Source organism: Streptomyces sp. NPDC004284 (assembly GCF_042874035.1).
Classification (GTDB): domain Bacteria; phylum Actinomycetota; class Actinomycetes; order Streptomycetales; family Streptomycetaceae; genus Streptomyces.
On the sequence record NZ_JBIAMJ010000004.1, the window covers coordinates 103,345 to 124,558 of the forward strand.

Sequence of the window (21,214 nt, forward strand, 5' to 3'; positions counted from 1 at the left end):
CTGGCGAACGTAGCACGGCGAATTCCCGCTACTTCCCGGTATCCGTTCACAGTGCCGCCATGGACGCCATGGATCACGGCCTCTCGGTCACCCCGAGGGCCCTTGCCACCGAAGCCGTGCACGCCGGCCGCGAAGACCTCGCCGGACTCGGGGTGCACGCCCCGCCGCTCGACCTGTCCACCACCTACCCCTCGTACGACGCCCGGGCCGAGGCCGCCCGGATCGACGAGTTCGCCACCACGGGCGCCCGGCTCGACGGCCCGCCCGTCTACGCCCGGCTCGACAACCCGACCGTGGCCCGCTTCGAGGAGGCCCTCGCCCGCCTGGAGGGCGCCGAGGCCGCCGTCGCCTTCGCCAGCGGCATGGCCGCCCTCACCGCCGTGCTCCTCGCGCGGGCGAGCCAGGGCCTGCGGCACGTCGTCGCGGTCCGCCCGCTGTACGGCTGCAGCGACCACCTCCTGGACGCCGGACTGCTCGGCACCGAGGTGACCTGGACCGACCCGGCGGGCATCGCCGACGCGATACGGCCCGACACCGGCCTCGTCATGGTCGAGTCGCCCGCCAACCCGACCCTCGCCGAGGCCGACATCCGGGCCATCGCCCACTCCTGCGGCTCCGTCCCGCTGCTCGTCGACAACACCTTCGCCACGCCGGTGCTCCAGCGCCCCGTCGAGCAGGGCGCCCGCATCGTGCTGCACAGCGCCACCAAGTACCTCGGCGGCCACGGCGACGTCATGGGCGGGGTCGTCGCCTGCGACGAGGAGTTCGCCCGTACCCTCCGCCAGGTCCGCTTCGCCACCGGCGGGGTGCTCCACCCGCTCGCCGGCTACCTGCTGCTCCGCGGCCTCTCCACCCTTCCGGTACGGGTCAGGGCGGCGTCCTCGTCGGCGGCGGAGCTCGTCCGGCGACTCGCCACCGACCCCCGGATCGCCCGCGTCCACTACCCGCGGATCGGCGGCGCGATGATCGCCTTCGAGGTGTACGGGGATCCGCACGACGTCATCGCCGGAGTGCGCCTGATCACCCCGGCGGTCAGCCTCGGCAGCGTCGACACCCTCATCCAGCACCCGGCCTCCATCAGCCACCGGATCGTGGCCGAGGGAGACCGGCGCTCGGCCGGCGTCAGCGACCGGCTCCTGCGGATGTCGGTCGGTCTCGAGGACGTCGAGGACCTGTGGCGCGACCTGACCCAGGCGCTCAGCGCTCCGCCCGCCGCGCCCCTTCGTGAGACTGCGCCTGCTGCGTCCGGGCAGCCGGTCGCGGTGCCGGGGACAGCCGGGCGGTGATCACCAGGGTGCCCTCCTCGATCTGGTAGTCGAGGGGGAGGTTCAGCGCCCGCATCGCGGCCACCATCCCCGTGTTGGAGGACTGCGTCACGGCGTACACGCTGTCGCAGCCGGTCTCCCCGGCCATCGCCACCAGGCGGCCGAGGAGCTCGGCGCCGATGCCGCGCCGCTGCCAGTCGTCCTCGACGAGGAGGGCGACCTCCGTCTCGTCGCCGTCCCACAGCAGGTGGCCGAGGGCGACGAGACGGCCCGAGGCGGTCTGGACGGCGAGGGTGCGGCCGAAGCGGGGGCTGAGCAGGTGGTCGAGGTAGCGGTCGGCGTCGCCGACCGGGCCGTGGTAGCGCAGGCCCAGGGTGCGGGCCGAGCAGCGGTCGTGCATGGCGCGCGCGGCGGCCAGGTCGCGCTGGTCGGCGCGGCGGACGGTGATCTCGTTGCCCTCGGGGAGGGTCAGCACGTCCTGGCTGTGCGGGACGCGGAGGCCGAGCCGGGCGTCGAGCTCGACGAGGGCGCGGGCCCGGGCGAACTCGGTCGGGGTGAAGGGCAGATAGGGCCGCTCGATGACGAGGGTGCCGCCGTGCGGGTCGCGCAGCCGCATCACGGTCTGTTCCAGGACGCCTTCGACCGGGGCCTGTTCGCCGGTCGGGCGGCCGGTCAGCGAGACGGCCGGCACGGAGTGGAGCGTGCAGCGGCCCAGGAGCTGGCGCAGCGCGAGCGGCAGTTCGGCCGCGTCGAGCGCGGTACGGGTGGCGAGGCCGAGGACCCGGGTGGGGGTGTCCACCAGGTCGTGCGCGTCGGCCCGCTCGGTCCAGGTGTCGCGGCCGCCGGCGGCCGCCGTCTCGTGCGCGAGGGTCCGTGCGGAGAGGTCGGCGGGGGCGCGCAGCAGGAACTCGTCGACCGTGCCGTCGCCCAGCGGATGGGTCTGGAGGGTGAGGATGTCCACGCCCAGGCGGGCGAGGGCCGTGCACAGCGCGGCGAGGGTGCCCGGGGTGTCCGCGACGGTGGTCCGCATCCGCCACAGCGTCGTCTCCACGGGCGCCCCGGACTCCTCCTCCTCGTTTCGCGTGGGTGCGGTCACGGCCTCCGTGGCGGAGTGCCCGCCGGTGTCACCGGCGGGCGGGGCATGACTGTGCCGCCGCGCCCACCAGGTGTGGAACGTGGCGGTGGCGACCAGCGCGATCGCCGAGAAGACCAGGAGGTAGGGTCCGTCGGGGCCCTTGGCGATGGTCTTGGCGATCGTGTCGGCCACCACCACGGCGGTGAACATGGCGGCGAGCTCGATCAGGTCGTGCCGCCAGTGGTGCGGACGGCGGGTGCTCTTCGAAGACGTCACATCGGTCATGGCTTCACTGTGACCCAGCGGTGTTGCGTGATCACGAACGCTTTGTGACTGACGGGTTAAAGCGCCGATCTGGTGACTTAAAGACCGATTCAGGACGTTTCTGTCAGAAGGTGATCGGCCCCCTGGCGGAGTGCGCCCAGCAGCCGTCTGGCCTGCACCACCAGCTGCGAGGAACCCCGCCCCGAGGCGAGCGCTTCGAGCCCTGCGACCCCGCCGCGGGCCCCGGACCGCTCCACGCAGTCGGCGGCGACCGCGAGGACCTCGCCGAGACCCCGTACCGGCTTCGCCCGGGTCGCCGGCTCCGGAAGCATCGCCTCGAGGATCGCCCAGACCGTCCCGTACGCCCCCGTGGCCGCCGCCGTACGGGCCGCGTCCGCCAGCCGGTTCGGCTTGACCGCGCCCTCCGCGACCAGCCACGCCAGCTCTTCGCCGAGCCGCCGGGCGTTCAGCTCGCCCCGCGACGCGAGGACGAGCACGGCGTCCACCGCGCGCAGCCGGTCGTCCGCGTCCACGCAGCCGAGACCGAACGCCAGGGCCAGCAGGACCGCCCTGCCGACCGGGCCGTCGGCCTCGGCCAGCGCGGTCAGCGGTTCCGTCGCGCCGCGCGCGTCCGCCTCGGCGGAGTGCGCGAGCGTCGGCAGGAGACAGGCCGCGAGCAGCTCGCGGTCGGCCGGCAGCACCGGGGCCCACTGCGCCCGGCCCTCCACCCAGTGGTGGCAGCGGCGGGGGGTCGCCTCCAGGGCGCCCCCGAGCCACTGGAAGGCGGGCGGGAACTCCGCCCGCACCACCGGGCGCTCGCCGAGGTCCACCACGATCCGGTCGAACAGGTAGTACCTCCGCAGGGTCTTGTCCTCGTCCCGCTGGAGGAACCGCACGGTCGCCCCCACGGTCGTCTCCTCCCGCAGCCAGGCGGCGAGCCGCCGGCCGGCCGCGGTGCCGAGCGCCGCCGCCTCCTCGGCCGCCCGCCCGGCCGACGGGTCGGCCCGCAGCACCCGGAGGAGGGCCTGCGCGAGATCGGCCGGAGCGGGCTCGACGCCCGCCTCCCGGTACTCCCGCAGCCGCTCCACCAGGACCAGCGGGTCGATCGCCCCCGTGTGCCAGGTGGGCGTGGCGAGGAGGAACGGCAGCGCGTCCGTACCGACCAGGGCGGCGGCCTCCCACAGTCGGGCGTCGAGGACCCCCGACAGGGCCTGGTGGAGACAGGAGTCCGCGCCGTGTCCCTTCGTCCGGTGGAAGTCGACGAGCGTCGGGTTCAGCAGGCCGAGCAGCCCCGCGAGCACCACATGGATCCCATGGGCCTCGTGGGTGAAGTAGTGGGTCTGCTGCTCCCACCGGGGCGCGGGGAAGGCCTCCCGCACCGCCTCCGCGACAGCCGCCCGGTCCCGGTGCGCGTGCCGCACCAGCCCGTCGAGCGCCCGCTCGAACGCCACGGGCTCCTCCGAGAGCCGCTTCACCACCAGCTCCGCCATCAGCGCCTCGACGGTCGTCGCCGGGGGCGCGACCCGCTGCGCCTCGGGGACCGGCGGCAGGATCTCCTCGTACGGAAGGCCCTCCTCCTGCCCCAGGTCCGCGCCGAACAGCTCCTCGGCGGCCCGCCGGTGCGTCGGGCTCAGCAGCCCGGCGGCCTCGGCCAGCTCGCGCCGCGTCTCCGCGTCCACGTCCGGCAGATGACGGCCGACCAGCTTGAGGGCCCGTTCCTGGATCTCGGTGTCCTCGTTCCCGAAGGCCTCCGTCACCGCGGGCAGCAGCTCCCCGGCCGCTCCCGGCTCCCGCGCCAGCACCTTGCCGACCAGCGCCAACTGGGCCCGTACGAGCTTCTTCTCGGTACGGAAGAGCACGCCGGACGTCATCTCGGCCAGCGCCCCGACCGGCAGCGTCCCCGCCGAGGCGAGCTCCGTCAGGACGTCCTGGGCGTACCCGGCGACGAGCGAGGGCGCGTCGGCCGCGATCCCGACCCAGTCCGGGATCCGCGCCCGCAGCTCCTCCGCGTCCGGTGCGAGCAGCTGCACCATCTCCAGCGGGAGGCGCAGGCTCCGGAGGGGGCCGCCGCGCAGCAGCCGGGAGACGCACACGTCCAGGAGCTGCGCCCGGTCCAGGACCCCTTCCTCGACGAGGGTCCGCAGCGCCGTGGGCCAGTGCCTCTCCGGCCGGCGGCCGAGCGGCCGGGTCAGCCGCTCGGGGGCCTCGGCCATCGCGAGCGCGTGCGCCACCAGAACCGGCGTCTGCGGATCCTCCCGGAGCCGCTCCACGAGCCGGTCGTCGGTGATGTGCCAGGCCCAGCCGGTGACGTAGCCGTCGGTCGGGGGAACGGTGTACCCGGCGCGGACGATCAACCCGTGCAGCAGGGGGTAACTGTTCTCCGCCACGGTCCGGCGCCCGGCCAGCCGCCCCGCCAGGTCCGCCGCCCACTCCGGGTCCCGGTCGCCGATCGCCGCGAGGGCCAGGGGCTTGTCCTCCTCCCAGAGCTGGAGGTCGCGCGCGCCGAGCCAGCTCGCGGCCGCCGCGGGCGTCGGGACACAGCCGGCGCCCGCCACGTACAGCGCGCTGCGGATGCGGCTCGGCACGTACGGGGGCGTCGCCCACTTCCCGGCACGCACCTCGGCGCGCAGGGCCTTCAGCCGGACGAGCGCGAGCTTGCGCTCGGCGGCGTCCAGCGGCTCCAGGAGCGCCGGAACACGGCCGGCCTCACCGGCGCGCACCGCCGAGAGCAGCCTCTCGACGCCGGAGTCGTCGCCTGTGTCCGGGCCGTCCGCCGTGCCCGCGCCGTCCGCCGTGGCCGCGCCCTCGCCGTGTGCGGTGTCGGCGTCCGTCGTGGTTGTGGCCGTGCCCGCGCCCCTGCCGTCTGCGGTGTCTGCGTCCGTCGTGCCCGTGGCCGGGCCGTCCGTCGCGCCGGTGCCCGGGCCGTCTGCCGTGTCGGCGTTCCGCGTGCCCGTGGCCGGCGTGCCCGTACCCGGGCTCTCCGCCGTGCCGGCGCCGACCGCGACCGCGCCCTCGGCCTCGCCCGTTCCGGTCCCCATGTCCGTCACCGTCACCGACACCGTTCCGTTCCCCATCCCGTCCCCCATCCTGCTCCTCGCCCCGTCCTGCCGTTCCGCCCGTGTCCCCGTCATCTCCCCGTCATCACGACGCCCCGGCGGCGCCCGTCGTCCCCCGTCGTGCCATCCGGACCGCGAGCGCGTGCTTGCACGGCCCCCGCCGTCCCCGGTGGTCCGCCCACCACCGGCACGTGCAGCCGAGCACCCCGTCCTGCTCCCGCACCCGGTAGCGCCGGTCGCCCGAAGTCACCGCCGCCAGGTCCCCGGCCAGCTCCACCGCACCTTCCGCGGCCAGCCGGCGCGCGCTCACCAGGCGGGGGTTGTGCCGCTCGGCACGGTCCGCGTCGTACGGCAGCTCGCGGTGGAAGTAGGCCGCGTCCGCCACGTCGTACCCCACGCGTCCCGCCGTGCCGAGCCGGGTCAGCGCGGCCCGCACCCGGTCGACGGTCAGACCGGCCTGCGCCGCGAGGTCGGCCGGGTCGATCCGCGGTTCCCAGGCGAGCAGCACCGCGATCAGCTCGGCGTCCTGAGCCGCCTCCTCCGCGGCCAGCGCCTCCAGGACACCGCCCTCGCCGGAGAAGCCCCGCGCGGGGTCGGGCGACAGCGTCAGCGTGAGCCGCATGCCCGGCAGGGTCACCTCCCAGGCGCTCGCCGTCGCGAGCGTCCCGTCCGGGACCGGGCCGTACACCCGGAGCCCCGTCGCGTGCCGCAGCACCCGCTCCAGGGCGGCCAGCCGGTCCGGCCCCGGCAGGCACACCGCGCCCGCGCCCGGCCGGGTCGTCGGGCGCAGGGCCCGCCCGGCCTGCGCGATCCACAGCGGGCCGCGCCCCCGGGCCCGGCCGCGCGGCAGGGACCGCAGGAAACGGACGGCCTCGGGCCCGCTCAGCTCGGCCCGCAGGTCGAACCGGACCGAGGCGACCTGCGCCTCCGCGAAGCCCCGCAGCCAGCGGTCCGACAGGGGGACCTTCTTCTCCACGACCGCTCCGGAGAGCGTGGTCACCGCCAGCTCCTCGGGGCCGACCCGCAGATGCAGCGGCTCGTCCCCGGTCATCCGGGACAGGGCCTCGCGCAGCGGGTCGTTCACGTCGACGTTCGTCGTGCCGTGACCCGTCTCGGTACCGCCCAGTCCCTCGTCGAGCACGTCCAGGCGCGCGTACACCCCGCCGCAGCCCGAGAAGGACTCGAACCTCAGCCGGTCCCCGTTCCCCGTCACCACCGGGTCGAGCGACCCCGGCAGGGCCGGCGGCCGGTCGTACCGGGCGGCGGCCACGTCGGCGACCGCGAGCAGGCCCCGGGCGGCGATCTGAGGCGAGGTCAGGAAGCCCGAGAAGAAGCGGGGGTGGGCCTCGGCGCCCGCGGGCGTGAGGCCCCCCGCCGTCTCCAGCCCGAGCAGCCGGCCGGAGCCCGTGGACTCCAGCGCGGACGGGCGGGGGTAGGCGAGCGCCTGTACGGATCGCGTCATGGGAACGACGTTAGGTCCCCCCACTGACAACCACCGGGAACGAGGCGGCACACCACCCCCGACCAGGGGCTACTGCCCGACCAGCCCCGGCTGGAGGACCTTGCTGAACAGCACCGTCCCGCCCTCGGCGCGCAGCCGTACCGTCAGCTCCCCGCTCTGGCCGTCGATGTCGACCTCGCCGAAGTACTGCGGGCTCTCCATCGGCGACAGGTTCGCCCGCTCCGGCGCCCGCACGAACACCCGCTCCGGACCGAAGGTCGCGTCCAGGGCGTTCGCCGGGAAACCGCCCGCCGCCAGCGGGCCGGACACGAACTCCCAGAAGGGGGCGAAGTCCCGGAAGGCCGCGCGCTCCGGCGCGTAGTGCTGCGCCGAGGTGTAGTGGACGTCCGCCGTCAGCCACACCGTGCCGGTGATCCGCCGGTGCTTCACGAACCGCAGCAGCTCCGCGATCTGGAGCTCCCGGCCCAGCGGCGCGCCCGGGTCGCCCTGCGCGATCGCCTCGAAGTTCGCCGCCCCGTCCGGGACGACCAGGCCGATCGGCATGTCCGCCGCGAGCACCTTCCACACCGCCCTGGACGCGGCCAGTTCCCGCTTGAGCCAGGCCAACTGCTCGGCACCGAGGATGCCGGTGGTGTCGTCGGCCTGGCGGCCGGGCGAGTTGGCGTTCCGGTACGAGCGCATGTCGAGCACGAACACGTCGAGCAGCGGCCCGTACCGCACCACCCGGTGCACCCGCCGCTCGCGCCCCTCCCCGCGCGCGTGGAGGGTGGACACCGGGAAGTACTCGCCGAACGCGCGCGAGGCCCGGGCCGCGAGGACGTCCACGTCCTTCTCCGCGTAGCGCGGATCGTCCAGGATCTGCCCCGGGTACCAGTTGTTCCGCACCTCGTGGTCGTCCCACTGCACCACCGACGGCACCTGCGCGTTGAAGGCCCGGACGTTGTGGTCGAGGAGGTTGTAGCGGAAGTTGCCCCGGTACTCGTCCAGGGTCTCGGCGACCTTCGCCTTCTCCGGCGTCGTGACGTTCCGCCAGATCCGCCCGTCCGGCAGGGTCACGCTCGGCTGGATGACCCCGTCGGCGTAGATCGTGTCACCGCTGCACAGGAAGAAGTCCGGGTCGAGCCGGCGCATCTCCTCGTACGCCCGGAAGCCCCCGATGTCCGGGTTGATGCCCCAGCCCTGCCCCGCGATGTCCCCGGACCACAGGAAGCGGACCCCGTCGCGGCGCCGGTCCGGAGCCGTACGGAAGGTGCCGAGGACCGGCTCGCCCGCCCGGCGCGGATCGTCCGGGTCGACGAGGGTGACCCGGTAGTGGATCTGCTCGCCCGCCGGCAGGCCGCGCAGGGCGGTCGTACCGGTGAAGTCCGTGTCCGCGCCGATCAGCGGCCCGAGGTGGCGGCGCACGTGCCGGAAGGACTCGGTCGCCGAGGTCTCCACGAGCATCCGCGCCGGCCGGTCCGCCCGCACCCACACCAGACCGGCGGAGGCCGTGACATCACCCGCCTGCACACCCCACTCGGCCCGGGGCCGGCCCGACAGCGCGAACGCCGGCGCGGCGAAGCCGGTACCGCCGAGAGCCAGCGCCGCCGACGCGGCGAACGAACCACGCAGCACACTGCGCCGCGCGGGGGAAGGGGAGTTGCCGGGCACGGGAAGGGACATGAAGGGGCCTCCGGGGTCGGTCGTTCGGGCCGTGGGCGGTGCGCCGTCCCATGCCTAACGGCCGGGTGCGGCGCCCACACGAACCCCGCGTGAACAGATGGCCGTTCGGGGAGCTCTGGGCCTCAGGGGCCGGTCGCCCGCGCCCGAGCGTCTCTGCTCGGGATCCTGGATCCACCATCCGGATCCTGGATCCAGGCCCTTGGATCCAGGACCTTGGATCCAGGATCCGAATCCTGGATCCAACATTCGAATTTTGGATCCAGGATCCTGGCCCCCGTTCACCCGCGCCCCAACGCCTCCGCCACAAGCCGGATCCCCGTCATGACGGCCGAAGGCGCCAGGTGCGCGTACCCGATGACGAGCCGTACGTCCCCGTCGGCCGGCCGGGCGGTGCCGTACTCCTCCAGCGGGCGCAGTGCGACTCCGGCCTCCGCCGCCCGTGCGAGGAACCGCTCCGGGGGCCCGAAGCGGGCCGGTACGCGCGCGATGACGTGCAGTCCGGCGGCGATGCCGCTCACTCCGGTCCCCGGCAGGTGCTCGGCGAGGGCGGTGAGGAGGGCGTCCCGCCGCTCCCGGTAGGCGCGTTGGCAGCGGCGGAGCTGTCGGTCGTATCCGCCTCGGGTCACGAATTCGGCGAGGACGGCCTGGTCGAGTACGGGGTTGCCGAGGTCCATCGTGCGCTTGCGTTCGACGACTTCGCCGAGCAGGGCCTCGGGGACGAGCATCCAGCCGAGCCGCATCCCGGGGGCCAGGGACTTGCTGACGGAGCCCGCGTAGGCGACCCGCTCGGGGTCGAGGCCCTGGAGTGCGCCGACGGGGGCGCGGTCGTAGCGGAAGTCGCCGTCGTAGTCGTCCTCCAGGACGTAGCCGTCGACCGTGCGTGCCCAGTCGAGGAGTGCGGCCCGGCGTTCCGCGGACCAGCTGATGCCGGAAGGGAACTGGTGCGAGGGAGTGACGACGACCGCCCGCACTCCGGAGTCGGCGAGTGGCTCGGGACGCAGGCCTTCCTCGTCGAGCGGCAGCCATACCGTCTCCATGCCGGTCGAGGCGAACAGCCGCCCGTGTTCCGGGCTTCCGGGATCCTCGATGCCGACCTGCCGCAGTCCGCGCGCGCGGAGCACGAAGCCCATCAGGGTGGATGCCTGTGCCACGCCCGAGCAGACCACGAGCCGCTCGGGATCGGCGACCACGCCTCGCCGTCGCGCCAGCATCGCGGCCAGTGCCTCGCGCAGTTCGGGGAGTCCGCGCGGGTCCGGGTAGCCGAGCGCCGGGTGGGGGAGCCGTGCGAGCACGGACCGCTGTGCCGCCGCCCACGCGCTTCTCGGGAACAGCGACAGGTCGGGGGTCCCCGGGCGGAAGTCGACCCGGACCCCGGGCGTCCCGGCGGCCAGGTCACGGGCTCCGCGCACGGCCGCCCTGGCCGCCTCGCCCACCCAGGTCCCCGCGCCCCGGTCGCTGCGCAGGTACCCCTCGGCCGTCAGCTGCTCGTACGCCTCGGTGACCAGGCCCCGCGAGACGCCGAGGTCGGCCGCGAGCGCCCGGGTGGACGGCAGCCGGGTCCCGGCCGCGAGCAGTCCCGAACGCACGGCCTCCCGCAGCGCCTCCTGCAGCGCCCGTCCCCGCCGCCGCGCCGGCGCGGCGGCGGCCGGCAGCAGCAGCTCCCAGGCGGCCTGCCCCTGGCTCCTCATGTCACGTGGCCCTTCTCGCCGTCGCGGTCCGGGAGTTCGCCGATCGGTCCCGGTCGGGGTCCATGATGCCGAGATCGCCCGTGGGCTCGTGGCTCACGTCCAGGGACAGGTGCCCGGACAGGGCGCGGAGGAAGTCGGGCGCGTCGAACATCTCGCCGGCCGAGGCGACGCCGGTCGTCCGGGTGCGGCCGGTGAGGATGCGGTGGACGGCCTCCACCGCGAGCGGCGCGGTGATCGCGTAGATGTCCTGCCCGGCGGCGACGGCCCGGCGTTCCGCGTTTCCGGAGCGGACGACGACGTCGACGAGGAAGGTCTGCGCGGACCGGCCGCGCTCGTCGACCGGGGTGGGTGCCGAGGGGGCGGGCGCCGAGAGGTCCTGGGCCGCGTCGACCGCCATGTACGTGCGCACTTCGGGCACCGCCAGATGGCTGGGGACGGTCACGACGTCGGCCATCGTGAACTCGCCGATGACGGGCCGGGGGCCCAGGGGTGCGGGGAAGGGCCACTCCAGGACCGGGAGCGCGTCGTCGTGGTACTCGAGGCGGCCGCCGGTGTGGCGGACGTGCCGGCCGCCCCGGCGCTCCCGGGAGACCTTGCCCGCCGCGAGGGTTCCCGCCGTGGGGTGCCAGCTGCTCAGCCCGTACGCGATGTGCACCTCGTCGGCCGTCGTCCAGTCGCCCATGGCCGTGGTGGCGAGGAGGTCGCCGAGGCCGCCGTAGAAGGCCATCGCGGGGACGACGGCCGTTCGGGCGGCGCGGGCGCGGTCCGCGAAGCGGGCGAAGGTGTCGGCGTTGGCCTCGATCTCGGCCGCCACGTCCACGTACGGGATCCCGGCGCGCAGCGCGGCCTCGACGACCGGGGAGCCGGTCAGGGCGAACGGCCCGGCGCAGTTGACGACGGCCGCCGCGCCGGCCAGGGCGCGGTCGAGCGAGGCCGGGTCGTCGACCGACGCCGGACGGGCGTCGAGCCCCTCGTGGGCCGCGGCGAGCGTCCGCAGCTTGTCGGCGTCGCGGCCGGAGAGCACCGGGACGAAGCCCCGTTCGAGGAGCTCCGCCACCACGAAGCGTCCGGTGTGACCATAGGCGCCGAACACCGCGACCCGCTGACCCGATCCCATGACTTCTCCCGCCGTTCCCTGTTGTCGAACCTTCAACTACTGCCATCCTGGCGGTCGTTCCGGACGGTCGCGAGTGTCCGGAACGACGTGCCCCGTACAATTCCGGACATGGGTACGCTCGCGCTGGCCGTCACCGACGGCATGCTGCACTTCGAACTCTCCCTCGCGTACGAGGTGTTCGGCTCCGCCCCGGACGCGGTGGACGTCCCCTGGTACGACGTGACGCTCTGCGGACCGGGCCCCGCGCGGGTCGAGCGGTTCCGCATGGAACCCGACCACGGGCTCGACCGGCTCCCGTGCGCGGACACGGTGATCGTCCCCGGCTGGGCCGACGTCGACGAGGAACCGCCCGCCGAGCTGGTCGACGCGGTCCGCGCGGCCCACGAGGCGGGCGCGCGCGTGGCCTCCCTGTGCACGGGCGCGTTCGTCCTGGCCGCCGCCGGCCTCCTCGACGGCCGCCGCGCCACCACCCACTGGGCGCACACCGAGGCCCTGGCCGAGCGGTACCCGCGCGTGGACGTCGATCCGGACGTGCTCTACGTGGACAACGGCACCGTGCTCACCTCCGCCGGCAAGGCCGCCGCGATGGACCTCTGCCTGCACCTCGTCCGCCTCGACCACGGATCGGCGATCGCCAACACGGTCGCCCGCCGCCTGGTCGTGCCCCCGCACCGGGACGGCGGCCAGGCCCAGTTCGTCACCGCCCCCGTGCCCACCCGGGACGACCACCCGCTCACCGAACTGCTGCCCTGGGCGGCCGCACGGCTCGACCAGCCGCTGACCGTGGAGGACCTGGCGCGCCGGGCACGGATGAGCTCGCGCCACCTGGGCCGCCACTTCCGGGCCGCGACCGGCACCACCCCGCTGCAATGGCTGCTCACCCAGCGGATCCGCCGCGCCCAGGAACTCCTGGAGGCCACCGACGACAGCGTCGACGCCATCGCGGAGGCCACCGGCATGGGCACCGCCACCACGCTCCGCCGCCACTTCAACCGCACCGTCGGCGTCCCCCCGGACACCTACCGCCGCACCTTCCGCACCCGGACCCGCCCCGCCCCCGGTGGGAAGTGGTCCCCGATGGCGTGAGGGAAGTGGACCTCCACCAGGGCCGCCCGGCCTCCTAGCGTCGGAGGCATGAACGCGAACGCCCCGCGCGGGGTCCTTCTCGTGACCCTCGCCTACGCCCTCGTCGGCGCCTCCTTCACCGCCAACAGCCTGCTCGGCGCCTACCCGTACGCGGGCGGGCAGGCGCTCCGCTACGCCGCCGCCTGCCTGCTCCTCCTGCCCCTGCTCGGCCGTGGCGGGCTCGCCCCGCTGCGGCTCCTGACCGCCCGTCACCGGCTGCGGCTCGCCGCCCTCGCGGCCGTCGGCATGGTCGGCTTCAACCTCGCCGTCCTCGCCGCCGAACGGACCGCCGAGCCCGCCGTCCCCGGCGTCCTGGTCGGCTGCGCCCCGGTCGTCGTCGCCGTCCTGGTCCCGCTGACCGAGGGCCGCAGGCCCGCCCCCGCCGTGCTGTACGGGGCGCTGCTCGTCGCCGCCGGCGCCTTCACCGTGCAGGGCTGGGGGCGGACCGATCCGGCCGGGATCGGCTGGTCGGTGGCGGCGCTCGCGGGCGAGGTGGGGTTCACCGTCCTCGCCGTCCCGGTCCTGCGGATCCTGGGCCCGAAGCTGCTGACGGCCGCCGTGTGCGGGATCGGCGCGGCCGAGGCGGCGCTCGTCGGCCTGGTCGTGGACGGCGCCGGGTTCGTACGGATGCCGACGGCCGTGGAGGCGGGGGCGCTGGTCTGGCAGGCGGCCCTGGCCACGGTCGTCGGATTCGTCCTCTTCTACATGGGCGTCCAGCGCATCGGCATGGAGAGGGCCACTCTCTATACGGGGGCCATCCCGATCGCCGCCGCCCTGAGCGCCGCACTGGTCGGAGGCGGCGCCTTCGGCCTCCCGCAGGCGGCCGGCAGCCTCCTCGTGGGCGCGGGCGCCGCCCTGGGCACCGGCCTGTTCACCCGGGCGTCCCGGCGGGGCTCAGCGGCTGCCGTCCAGGATCACGCGCGCGACCAGAGCCGGATCGTCGTTCATCGGCACATGGCCGCAGCCGGGCAGCCGCACCAGGCGCGCGCCGGGCAGCGTGTGCTTGGCTCGGACGCCCTGGCGGCGCAGCAGCAGCCGGTCACGGCTGCCCCAGGCGACGGTGACGGGGAGCGAGGGGACGTCGTCGCGGAAAAGGGCGTCCCGGCCCGCCGCCAGGGTCTGGTGGAAGCCGGTGGCCCCGCGCAGCGCGAGCGTCTCGGCGACGACGGCCTCGGGTGAACGGCGGCCGGGCCGCGCGTAGATGGTGCTGGTGAGCACGGTGCGCCCGGCGGCCGTGCGCGAGAGGCGCTCGATCACCGGCACCGGCAGCGACAGGGCGGCCCCGCGCAGGGCCCGCAGCGTCCCGAAGGCGTACCGCCGCTCGCCCTCGGACCAGAAGCCGGCGGGGGAGAGGGCGGTCACCGAGCGCACCCGCTTCTCCCGGCCGAGCTCCAGGGCGAGCAGCCCGCCCAGCGAGTTCCCCGCGACGTGCGGCCGCTCGAAGCCGACGGCCTCGCAGAAGGCGCCGAGCGCGGGGACGACGACGGACAGGTCGTAGGGGACGCCCTCCGGCAGCCCGTCGGAGGAACCGAAACCGGGCAGGTCGACGGCGATCACCTCGCGCTCGGTGGCGAGGACGTCCAGTACGGGCTCCCAGGCCTGCCAGTGGTGCCCGATGCCGTGGAGCAGCAGCAGGGGGTCGCCCGCGCCCCGCCGCTCGTACGCCAGGGACATGCTGCGGGGACCCGCCGGGGTCTCGATCGTGAACGCGATCCGTGCGGGCATGCGGGCTCCTCGGTTCGTCGTGGACGGCTGCGAGGACACCGGCAGGCGCCACCTTCCCGACGTCCCGTCAGCGAGAAGAATTACCGTTCGGTAGCCAGGAGTTCAAGACGGGGGACGGAAACTGGACACGGCCGGTGGCGTGGGCTGGGATGGACGCGTGCCCACCGACACCGACACCCTCACCGAACTCTTCGAGGAGCACCGCCCGATGCTCCTCGGCGTCGCCTACCGGATGCTCGGCCGCACCGCCGACGCCGAGGACGTCGTCCAGGAGGCCTGGCTGCGCTGGACCGCCGCCGACCGGGCCGCTGTCCGCGAGCCGCGCGCCTTCCTCGTGCGCATCACCACCAGGCTCGCCATCGACCGGCTCCGCCAGGCGCAGGCCCGCCACGAGTCCTACGTCGGCCCCTGGCTCCCCGAACCCCTCGTCACCGACTTCGGCCCCACCGCCCCCGACACCGCCGAGCGCGCGCTGCTCGCCGACTCCGTCTCGCTCGCGGTCCTCGTGGTGCTCGAATCCCTCTCCCCGCTGGAGCGGGCCGTCTTCGTGCTCCGCGAGGCCTTCGGCTTCCCGTACGGAGAGATCGCCACCGCCCTCGACCGCTCCGAGGCGGCCGTGCGCCAGCTCGCCGGACGCGCCCGGCGCCACGTCGACGAGGGCAGGCCCCGCTACGACGTCGACCCGGCCGAGCGCCGCGACCTCACCGAGCGCTTCCTGGCCGCCGCGTCCGGCGGCGACCTCGGCGAGCTCCTCGCACTCCTCGCCCCGGACGTGCGGCTCGTCGGCGACAGCGGCGGCAAGTCCAAGGCGCCGCTGCGGATCATCGAGAGCGCCGACAAGGTCGGCCGCTTCCTCTCCGCCGTCGCCCAGGACTTCCGGAGCGGGTACGACCTCCGCTTCCTGGAGCTCAACGGCGCCCCCGCCGTCCTCGTCCTCGCCGACGGGAGGCCCGACACCGTCTTCCAGGTCGAGACGCGCGACGGACTCGTCCAGTGCGTCCACATCATCCGCAACCCCGACAAGCTCCGGCACCTCGCCGGCCTCTGACCGCACCACCCGCGCCCCGTCCCCCCGTCCGGGGAGGCGGGGCCTTTTGCTGCGCGGGGCTCACGGGGGCGCGAACGTCCTGTGAACGATCTAGGTCAGAGGGTCACATTCGGGGGCGTCCGACGGAGGATTGGTCTTGACCAAGGGGGTGCCTCGCCTTATGGTCGCAGAGTTAGTGCAGGAACCTTTAATAAACAAGGGCGCGGAAAAACGCCGCGGGACACGGCGAATGTGCGGAGGATCAGGGTGGGGACCACGCAGCTCACATCGGTACCGGAGCCGAAGTACCAGCACCTCAAGACAGTGATCGGCGAAGCGCTCGACTCGGACTTCGCCGTCGGGGAGATCCTCCCCAACGAGCGCGAGCTCGCGGCGCGCTTCGGCGTCGCCCGTGCCACGCTCCGTCAGGCCCTGGAGCAGCTGGAGCTGGAAGGGCGCCTCCAGCGCCGCCGCGGCGTCGGCACCACGGTCGCCCCGCCGCGCGTCGGCGTCGACGTCTCCACCACCCAGCACGCCTGGCCCGGCGTCGCCGACGAGGCCTGGCAGTCCCAGGACTCCGCCGCCGACGTGGCCCCGGCCGCCGTCGCCCGCGTCCTGGAGACCGAGGCCGGCGAGCAGGTGCACGTCGTCCGCCGCCTCCGGATCAGCCAGGGCCAGCCCGTCGCCGCCGAACTGCTCTACGTGCCGGCCGGATCCGTCCCGGGCCTCAGCGCCATCGACGCGCCCGCCGGACCCGCCCGCGCCCGCGCCGTGCTCCGTGAACTCCAGCACCTCGCCCTCGACGGCCAGGACCGCTCCGTGGAACTCGGCTCCGCCCGCGCCGACGACGCCAAGGAACTCGACCGGCTGCCGGGCGCGCCCGTCCTCGTCGTGACGACCCGCTACCTCTCCGCCGGGCGTCCCGCCGCCGTCTCCGTGGCCACCTACCGCGCCGACACCTGCCGCCTCACCTTCGGCGACTCGGTCGACCTGGTCATGGCCTCGTAGGATCCGCGCCGCGGCAACCGGCCCGCCGCCGGGTCCCCCAGGGGTCCTAGCGGCGGGCCGTCACCGTGCGCTCGACGGCGAACAACTGCTCCTCGACGTGGTCGAGGGCGAGCCGCAGGGCGCCCGTGCCGACCGCGGCCTCACCGAGCAGGGACAGCACCACCCGCGGCGGCCGCAGACAGAACCGCGCCAGTTCGTCGCGGAGCGGCTGGAGCACCCCGTCGAGGCCGGCCGCCCAGCCGCCGACGACGACCAGCTCGGGATCGATGGCCAGGACCAGGGCCGCCACGTCGTGCACGAGCCGCTGGATGAACCGCTCCACCGCCGCCTGTGCGCGCGCGTCGCCCTCGCGGGCCAGCGCGAAGACCTCGGCGACCGCCTGCTCGTCCAGCGGGTGCAGCGGCTCGTCCGTGGTCGACAGGAGATGCTCGGGGGTGACGCCCCGGCCGAGCAGGTGCAGGGCGCCGATCTCCCCGGCCGCCCCGCCGAAACCGCGGTGCAGCCGACCGCCGATCAGCGAACCGGCGCCGGGGCTGAGTCCGGCCAGGACGAAGACGATGTCGTCGGAGTCGGTCGCGGCACCCTTCCAGTGCTCGGCGACCGCCGCCGCGTTGGCGTCGTTCTCCACGATCACCGGGCAGCGGAAGGAGCGCCGCAGCCGCTCGCCGAGCGCGAGACCCGTCCAGCCGGGCAGCGCCGTGCCGAGGCGTACGGTGCCGTCGGCCTCCACGATGCCGGGCGTGCCGACGCCCACGGCCCGCAGATTGGACCGGGGGACCTCGGCCCTGCGCAGCACGTCGGCCACGACCGCACGCACCCGGTCGAGCCGCTCGTCCTCCGGCGCCGTCTCCGACACCTCGCGGGACCCGGCGCCGATGATGCGTCCGTCCAGACCGGAGAGCAGGGCGGCCACGCGGTGCGGGCCGATCTCGATGCCGAGCAGATGACCGGCCTCCGCACGGAAGCGGAACCTCCGCGCCGGACGTCCCTGCCGCCGGGCCTCGCCCTCCTCGGGCGCCGACTCGACGACGAGCCCGCCCTCCATGAGGCCCTCGACGACCCCCTCGACCGTGGGCCTCGACAGGCCCGTGATCCGGGTCAGATCCGTGAGCGTGGGCGCGTCGGCGCCGCGCAGCGCATGGAGTACCACCGCGGAGTTGATCCGCCGCAGCAGAGACGGATCCCCGCCGGTCAGCCGCCCCACAGTGTTTCCTCCCAGCTCGTGCGCCTCTCCGGCGGATGGTACTCAATGCGCCCGATCGCGGCGAGTGCCGCCCCCGGGGCGGAACGTGAGCGGGCGCGCCCCGCTTCCTGACGGAACGCCAACTGTCAGTGGTGGCCGCTTCACTGGTCCCATGACCACGGCACAGCACCTGGCGGCCATCGACCTGCTCCGCACCCGCGCCTTCCCGACGCGACCGGAGCGATCCGGACCCGCCGACAGCGGCCCCGGCTACCACGTCGGGGAGCTCGCGACGAGCGAGGACTTCTGGGAGGACGACGGTTTCCGCAGCGTGCTCGTCCAGGAGCAGTACGAGGCGGATCGGGACGCGCTCGCCGCCCTGCTCACCGCCCGCTGGGGCCCGCCGGAGGAGCTGAGCCTCTGGCCCGTCCTGGAGCGGGTCAACGACGGCGAGGAGATGCCGGAGCCGTGGTCCACGCTCAGCTGTCACGCCCCACACCTGTGGCTGTGGCGGGCGGACGGACGCTGGACAGGCCTCGGCGTCTCCCCAGGGGACAAGGAACTGCCGTTCCAGCTCCTCGCCGTCGTCACCGAGGTCGACCCGCCCTGAGACGGGTCCGAACCTCTACGAGCCCTCCGCCGCCTCCCGCAGCCGGGCGAACTCCTCGGCCATCGTCGCCGCCGTCCAGTGGGCGTTGAGACCGCTCGGGTTGGGCAGCGCCCAGATCCGGGTGGAACCGATCGTCCGCTCCTGCGGCCCGATCGCCGCCTTCGGCTCCCCGAAGGCCGTGCGGTACGCGGTGACGCCGACGACCGCGAGCCAGCGCGGCGCGAGGCGCTCCACCTTCTCGACGAGGAGGCGCCCGCCCTCCACGTACTCCTCGCGGCTCAGCTCGTCGGCCCGCGCGGTGGGCCGGGCGACGACGTTGGTGATGCCGAGTCCGTACGAGAGGAGCTCGTCCTGCTCGTCGGGGCGCAGCTGCCGGGGTGTGAAACCGGACAGGTGCAGCACCGGCCAGAAGCGGTTGCCGGGGCGGGCGAAGTGGTGGCCCGTCGCCGCCGTCATCAGACCCGGGTTGATCCCGCAGAAGAGGACGGAAAGGCCGCCCGCGACCACGTCGGGAACGACGCGGTCGCGAGCGGCCTCCAGCTCCTGCTGGGTGAACCGGGGAGTCCGGGTCAGAGGATCGCGCCGGGGGTGTAGGCGGCGGCCTCCGGGTGCTGCTTGAGGATCTCCTCGATGCGGGAGACCACGGAGGCGACCTGGTCGGCGGCGGCGCCCGTGAAGGACAGCTTGTCGGCCATCAGCTCGTCGAGCTGCGCCCGGTCCAGCGGGATCCGCTCGTCGGCGGCCAGCTTGTCGAGGAGCTCGTTCTGCACGGTGCCCTGCTCGCGCATGGCGAGGGCGGAGGCGACGGCGTTCTCCTTGATGGCCTCGTGGGCGACCTCGCGGCCCACGCCGGCGCGCACGGCGCCCATGAGGACCTTCGTGGTCGCCAGGAAGGGCAGGTAGCGGTCGAGCTCGCGGGCGACGACGGCCGGGAAGGCGCCGAACTCGTCGAGCACCGTGAGGAAGGTCTCCAGGAGGCCGTCGAGCGCGAAGAAGGCGTCCGGCAGCGCGACGCGGCGGACCACGGAGCAGGACACGTCGCCCTCGTTCCACTGGTCGCCCGCCAGCTCGCCGGTCATCGAGGCGTAGCCGCGCAGGATGACCATCAGGCCGTTGACGCGCTCGCAGGAGCGGGTGTTCATCTTGTGCGGCATCGCCGAGGAGCCGACCTGGCCGGGCTTGAAGCCCTCGGTGACCAGCTCGTGGCCCGCCATCAGGCGGATCGTCTTGGCGATCGAGGACGGCGCGGCGGCCAGCTGCACCAGCGAGGTGACCACGTCGTAGTCGAGCGAGCGCGGGTAGACCTGGCCGACCGAGGTGAAGGCGTGCGCGAAGCCGAGGTGACCGGCGATCCGCTGCTCCAGCTCGGCGAGCTTGCCGGCGTCGCCGCCGAGCAGGTCCAGCATGTCCTGCGCGGTGCCGACCGGGCCCTTGATGCCGCGCAGCGGGTAGCGGCCGAGCAGCTCCTCCAGGCGGGCGTAGGCCACGAGCAGCTCGTCCGCCGCCGTCGCGAAACGCTTGCCGAGGGTGGTCGCCTGGGCGGCGACGTTGTGCGAGCGGCCGGCCATGACCAGCTCCGCGTACTCGGCGGAGAGCTTGCCGAGGCGGGCGAGGACGGCGACCGTACGGTCCCGCATCAGCTCCAGGGAGAGGCGGATCTGCAGCTGCTCGACGTTCTCGGTGAGGTCGCGCGAGGTCATGCCCTTGTGGACGTGCTCGTGGCCGGCGAGGGCGTTGAACTCCTCGATCCGGGCCTTCACGTCGTGCCGGGTGACCTTCTCGCGCTCGGCGATGGAGCCGAGGTCGACCTGGTCGAGAACGCGCTCGTAGTCGGCGAGGGCGGCGTCCGGAACCTCGATCCCGAGGTCCTTCTGCGCACGCAGCACGGCGAGCCACAGCTGACGCTCCAGCTTCACCTTCTGCTCGGGGGACCAGAGGACGGCGAGCTCCGCGGAGGCGTAGCGGCCGGCCAGAACGTTGGGGATGCGGGGCTTCGCAGTCACAGCAGTCACGTGGATAGAGTTTACTGGTGGTTTCTGCAGGCCAGCGCCACGGTCCGGTGTGGAGCTTGCTACGAGACCCAGGTCACGCGCGCCACGGGGCGCGGGGCACGCGCGCGCGGGCGTGACCCCTACGGACCGGCCGGGGACTCGTACGGCAGCAGCTCCGGGCGCTTGGGCGCGCGGCCGTCGCCCGAGGAGCGGCCGGTCAGACGCCGTCCGATCCACGGGCCCAGGTGCTCCTTGGCGAAGCGGGCGTCCGCGATCCGGCGGTTCGCCCAGCCGGGCCGCACGGCCGGGGGCAGCGGCGCGCGCCAGTCCTCCTCGGGCGCCAGACCGAGCGTCTGCCACACGGCCTCGGCGACCCGCTGGTGCCCGTCGGCCGTCAGGTGCAGCCGGTCCACGTCCCACAGCCGGGGGTCGCCGAGCGACGGGGCCCCGTACAGGTCGACGACCAGGGCGCCGTGCCGGGCGGCGAGCGCGTCGACGTGGGTGAACAGCTCCTCCATCCGGGGGCGGAAGCGCTCCATCACCGGACCGTTGCGGCCGGGGCTGCGCATCAGGACCAGCTGCCCGCAGGAAGGTGTGAGGCGTTCCACTGCCTCGGTGAGCAGGTCCCGCACCCGCACCATGTCGACCTTCGGCCGGAGGGCGTCGTTGAGCCCGCCGACCAGGGTCACCACATCGGCCTTCATCCCTGCGGCCAGGCCGACTTGCTCGTCGACGATCTGACCGATCAGCTTCCCGCGCACGGCCAGATTGGCGTAGCGGAAGCCGGGGGAGCGGGCCGCGAGCCGGCCCGCGAGGACGTCGGCCCAGCCCCGGTAGGAACCGTCGGGCTTCAGGTCCGACATACCCTCGGTGAAGCTGTCCCCGACGGCGACGAGACTGTTGTACGTGGCATTGATCTCCATGGCGGAGCGATCATACCGTGCGGTATGCGCGGG

Annotated in this window: 16 protein-coding genes; 5 read left to right on the top strand and 11 right to left on the bottom strand. The window is 74.4% G+C overall.

Going from position 1 to position 21,214, the window contains the following annotated elements; translation table 11 throughout:
• The first annotated feature begins 59 nt into the window (after window positions 1–59).
• Window positions 60–1,286 (top strand): trans-sulfuration enzyme family protein, encoded by a 1,227-nt coding sequence (locus ACFYUS_RS12800; protein WP_388849482.1) that lies wholly within the window; start codon window positions 60–62, stop codon window positions 1,284–1,286.
• Here ACFYUS_RS12800 and ACFYUS_RS12805 read toward each other — a convergent pair.
• The 6 genes from ACFYUS_RS12805 to ACFYUS_RS12830 all read right to left on the bottom strand — a co-directional run bounded on the left by ACFYUS_RS12805 (window position 1,198) and on the right by ACFYUS_RS12830 (window position 11,589).
• Entirely contained in the window at window positions 1,198–2,625 is a 1,428-nt protein-coding gene (locus ACFYUS_RS12805) for a GNAT family N-acetyltransferase (RefSeq protein ID WP_388849485.1), read from the bottom strand. The two genes, ACFYUS_RS12800 and ACFYUS_RS12805, sit on opposite strands and share 89 nt — an antisense overlap.
• Window positions 2,626–2,714: 89 nt before the next feature.
• Entirely contained in the window at window positions 2,715–5,642 is a 2,928-nt protein-coding gene (locus tag ACFYUS_RS12810) for a DUF6493 family protein (RefSeq protein WP_388849488.1), read from the bottom strand.
• A gap of 103 nt (window positions 5,643–5,745) precedes the next feature.
• Complete coding sequence (locus tag ACFYUS_RS12815; protein ID WP_388849491.1) at window positions 5,746–7,122, bottom strand: SWIM zinc finger family protein; 1,377 nt, start codon at window positions 7,120–7,122, stop codon at window positions 5,746–5,748.
• 69 nt (window positions 7,123–7,191) lie between these two features.
• Window positions 7,192–8,784 (bottom strand): alkaline phosphatase D family protein, encoded by a 1,593-nt coding sequence (locus ACFYUS_RS12820; protein WP_388849494.1) that lies wholly within the window; start codon window positions 8,782–8,784, stop codon window positions 7,192–7,194.
• A 278-nt stretch (window positions 8,785–9,062) separates the two neighbouring features.
• Window positions 9,063–10,472 carry a PLP-dependent aminotransferase family protein gene (locus ACFYUS_RS12825; RefSeq protein ID WP_388849497.1) on the bottom strand — a complete coding sequence of 470 codons (1,410 nt, stop codon included), beginning with the start codon at window positions 10,470–10,472 and terminating at the stop codon, window positions 9,063–9,065.
• A 1-nt stretch (window position 10,473) separates the two neighbouring features.
• On the bottom strand, window positions 10,474–11,589 hold the full coding sequence (locus ACFYUS_RS12830) for a saccharopine dehydrogenase family protein (protein ID WP_388849500.1): 1,116 nt from the start codon (window positions 11,587–11,589) through the stop codon (window positions 10,474–10,476).
• 108 nt (window positions 11,590–11,697) lie between these two features.
• Here ACFYUS_RS12830 and ACFYUS_RS12835 point away from each other — a divergent pair, with 108 nt between their 5' ends.
• Window positions 11,698–12,675 (top strand): helix-turn-helix domain-containing protein, encoded by a 978-nt coding sequence (locus tag ACFYUS_RS12835; protein ID WP_388849503.1) that lies wholly within the window; start codon window positions 11,698–11,700, stop codon window positions 12,673–12,675.
• 933 nt (window positions 12,676–13,608) lie between these two features.
• On the opposite strand, the gene ACFYUS_RS12840 is transcribed toward ACFYUS_RS12835, so the two are convergent.
• A complete protein-coding gene (locus ACFYUS_RS12840; protein ID WP_388849506.1) occupies window positions 13,609–14,439 on the bottom strand; it encodes an alpha/beta fold hydrolase in 831 nt (276 codons plus the stop codon).
• A gap of 157 nt (window positions 14,440–14,596) precedes the next feature.
• Between ACFYUS_RS12840 and ACFYUS_RS12845 the strand changes: the two genes are divergently transcribed.
• Both ACFYUS_RS12845 and ACFYUS_RS12850 read left to right on the top strand, forming a co-directional pair.
• Window positions 14,597–15,487 (top strand): RNA polymerase sigma-70 factor, encoded by an 891-nt coding sequence (locus ACFYUS_RS12845; protein ID WP_388849509.1) that lies wholly within the window; start codon window positions 14,597–14,599, stop codon window positions 15,485–15,487.
• 246 nt (window positions 15,488–15,733) lie between these two features.
• The gene (locus ACFYUS_RS12850; RefSeq protein ID WP_388849512.1) at window positions 15,734–16,474 is read left to right on the top strand and encodes a GntR family transcriptional regulator; all 741 of its coding nucleotides are present in this window, start codon (window positions 15,734–15,736) and stop codon (window positions 16,472–16,474) included.
• A gap of 46 nt (window positions 16,475–16,520) precedes the next feature.
• Here ACFYUS_RS12850 and ACFYUS_RS12855 read toward each other — a convergent pair whose 3' ends face one another.
• Entirely contained in the window at window positions 16,521–17,678 is a 1,158-nt protein-coding gene (locus ACFYUS_RS12855; protein WP_388849515.1) for an ROK family transcriptional regulator, read from the bottom strand.
• A gap of 151 nt (window positions 17,679–17,829) precedes the next feature.
• Between ACFYUS_RS12855 and ACFYUS_RS12860 the strand changes: the two genes are divergently transcribed.
• Entirely contained in the window at window positions 17,830–18,267 is a 438-nt protein-coding gene (locus ACFYUS_RS12860; protein WP_388849518.1) for a hypothetical protein, read from the top strand.
• Between the two features lie 15 nt (window positions 18,268–18,282).
• Here ACFYUS_RS12860 and mug read toward each other — a convergent pair whose 3' ends face one another.
• The 3 genes from mug to ACFYUS_RS12875 form a co-directional block, all read right to left on the bottom strand.
• Window positions 18,283–18,774, bottom strand: a complete 492-nt coding sequence (gene mug, locus ACFYUS_RS12865; protein WP_388849521.1) for a G/U mismatch-specific DNA glycosylase — start codon at window positions 18,772–18,774, stop codon at window positions 18,283–18,285.
• 62 nt (window positions 18,775–18,836) lie between these two features.
• Entirely contained in the window at window positions 18,837–20,279 is a 1,443-nt protein-coding gene (purB, locus tag ACFYUS_RS12870; protein WP_179199748.1) for an adenylosuccinate lyase, read from the bottom strand.
• 119 nt (window positions 20,280–20,398) lie between these two features.
• Window positions 20,399–21,181 (bottom strand): SGNH/GDSL hydrolase family protein, encoded by a 783-nt coding sequence (locus ACFYUS_RS12875; RefSeq protein ID WP_388849525.1) that lies wholly within the window; start codon window positions 21,179–21,181, stop codon window positions 20,399–20,401.
• Window positions 21,182–21,214: the final 33 nt, after the last annotated feature.

Coding starts and splice junctions, on each gene's coding strand:
- ACFYUS_RS12800 (WP_388849482.1), top strand. CDS start 60: ATGGACGCCATGGATCACGGCCTCTCGGTCACCCCGAGGGCCCTTGCC.
- ACFYUS_RS12805 (WP_388849485.1), bottom strand. CDS start 2,625: ATGACCGATGTGACGTCTTCGAAGAGCACCCGCCGTCCGCACCACTGG.
- ACFYUS_RS12810 (WP_388849488.1), bottom strand. CDS start 5,642: ATGGGGACCGGAACGGGCGAGGCCGAGGGCGCGGTCGCGGTCGGCGCC.
- ACFYUS_RS12815 (WP_388849491.1), bottom strand. CDS start 7,122: ATGACGCGATCCGTACAGGCGCTCGCCTACCCCCGCCCGTCCGCGCTG.
- ACFYUS_RS12820 (WP_388849494.1), bottom strand. CDS start 8,784: ATGTCCCTTCCCGTGCCCGGCAACTCCCCTTCCCCCGCGCGGCGCAGT.
- ACFYUS_RS12825 (WP_388849497.1), bottom strand. CDS start 10,472: ATGAGGAGCCAGGGGCAGGCCGCCTGGGAGCTGCTGCTGCCGGCCGCC.
- ACFYUS_RS12830 (WP_388849500.1), bottom strand. CDS start 11,589: ATGGGATCGGGTCAGCGGGTCGCGGTGTTCGGCGCCTATGGTCACACC.
- ACFYUS_RS12835 (WP_388849503.1), top strand. CDS start 11,698: ATGGGTACGCTCGCGCTGGCCGTCACCGACGGCATGCTGCACTTCGAA.
- ACFYUS_RS12840 (WP_388849506.1), bottom strand. CDS start 14,439: ATGCCCGCACGGATCGCGTTCACGATCGAGACCCCGGCGGGTCCCCGC.
- ACFYUS_RS12860 (WP_388849518.1), top strand. CDS start 17,830: ATGACCACGGCACAGCACCTGGCGGCCATCGACCTGCTCCGCACCCGC.
- ACFYUS_RS12875 (WP_388849525.1), bottom strand. CDS start 21,181: ATGGAGATCAATGCCACGTACAACAGTCTCGTCGCCGTCGGGGACAGC.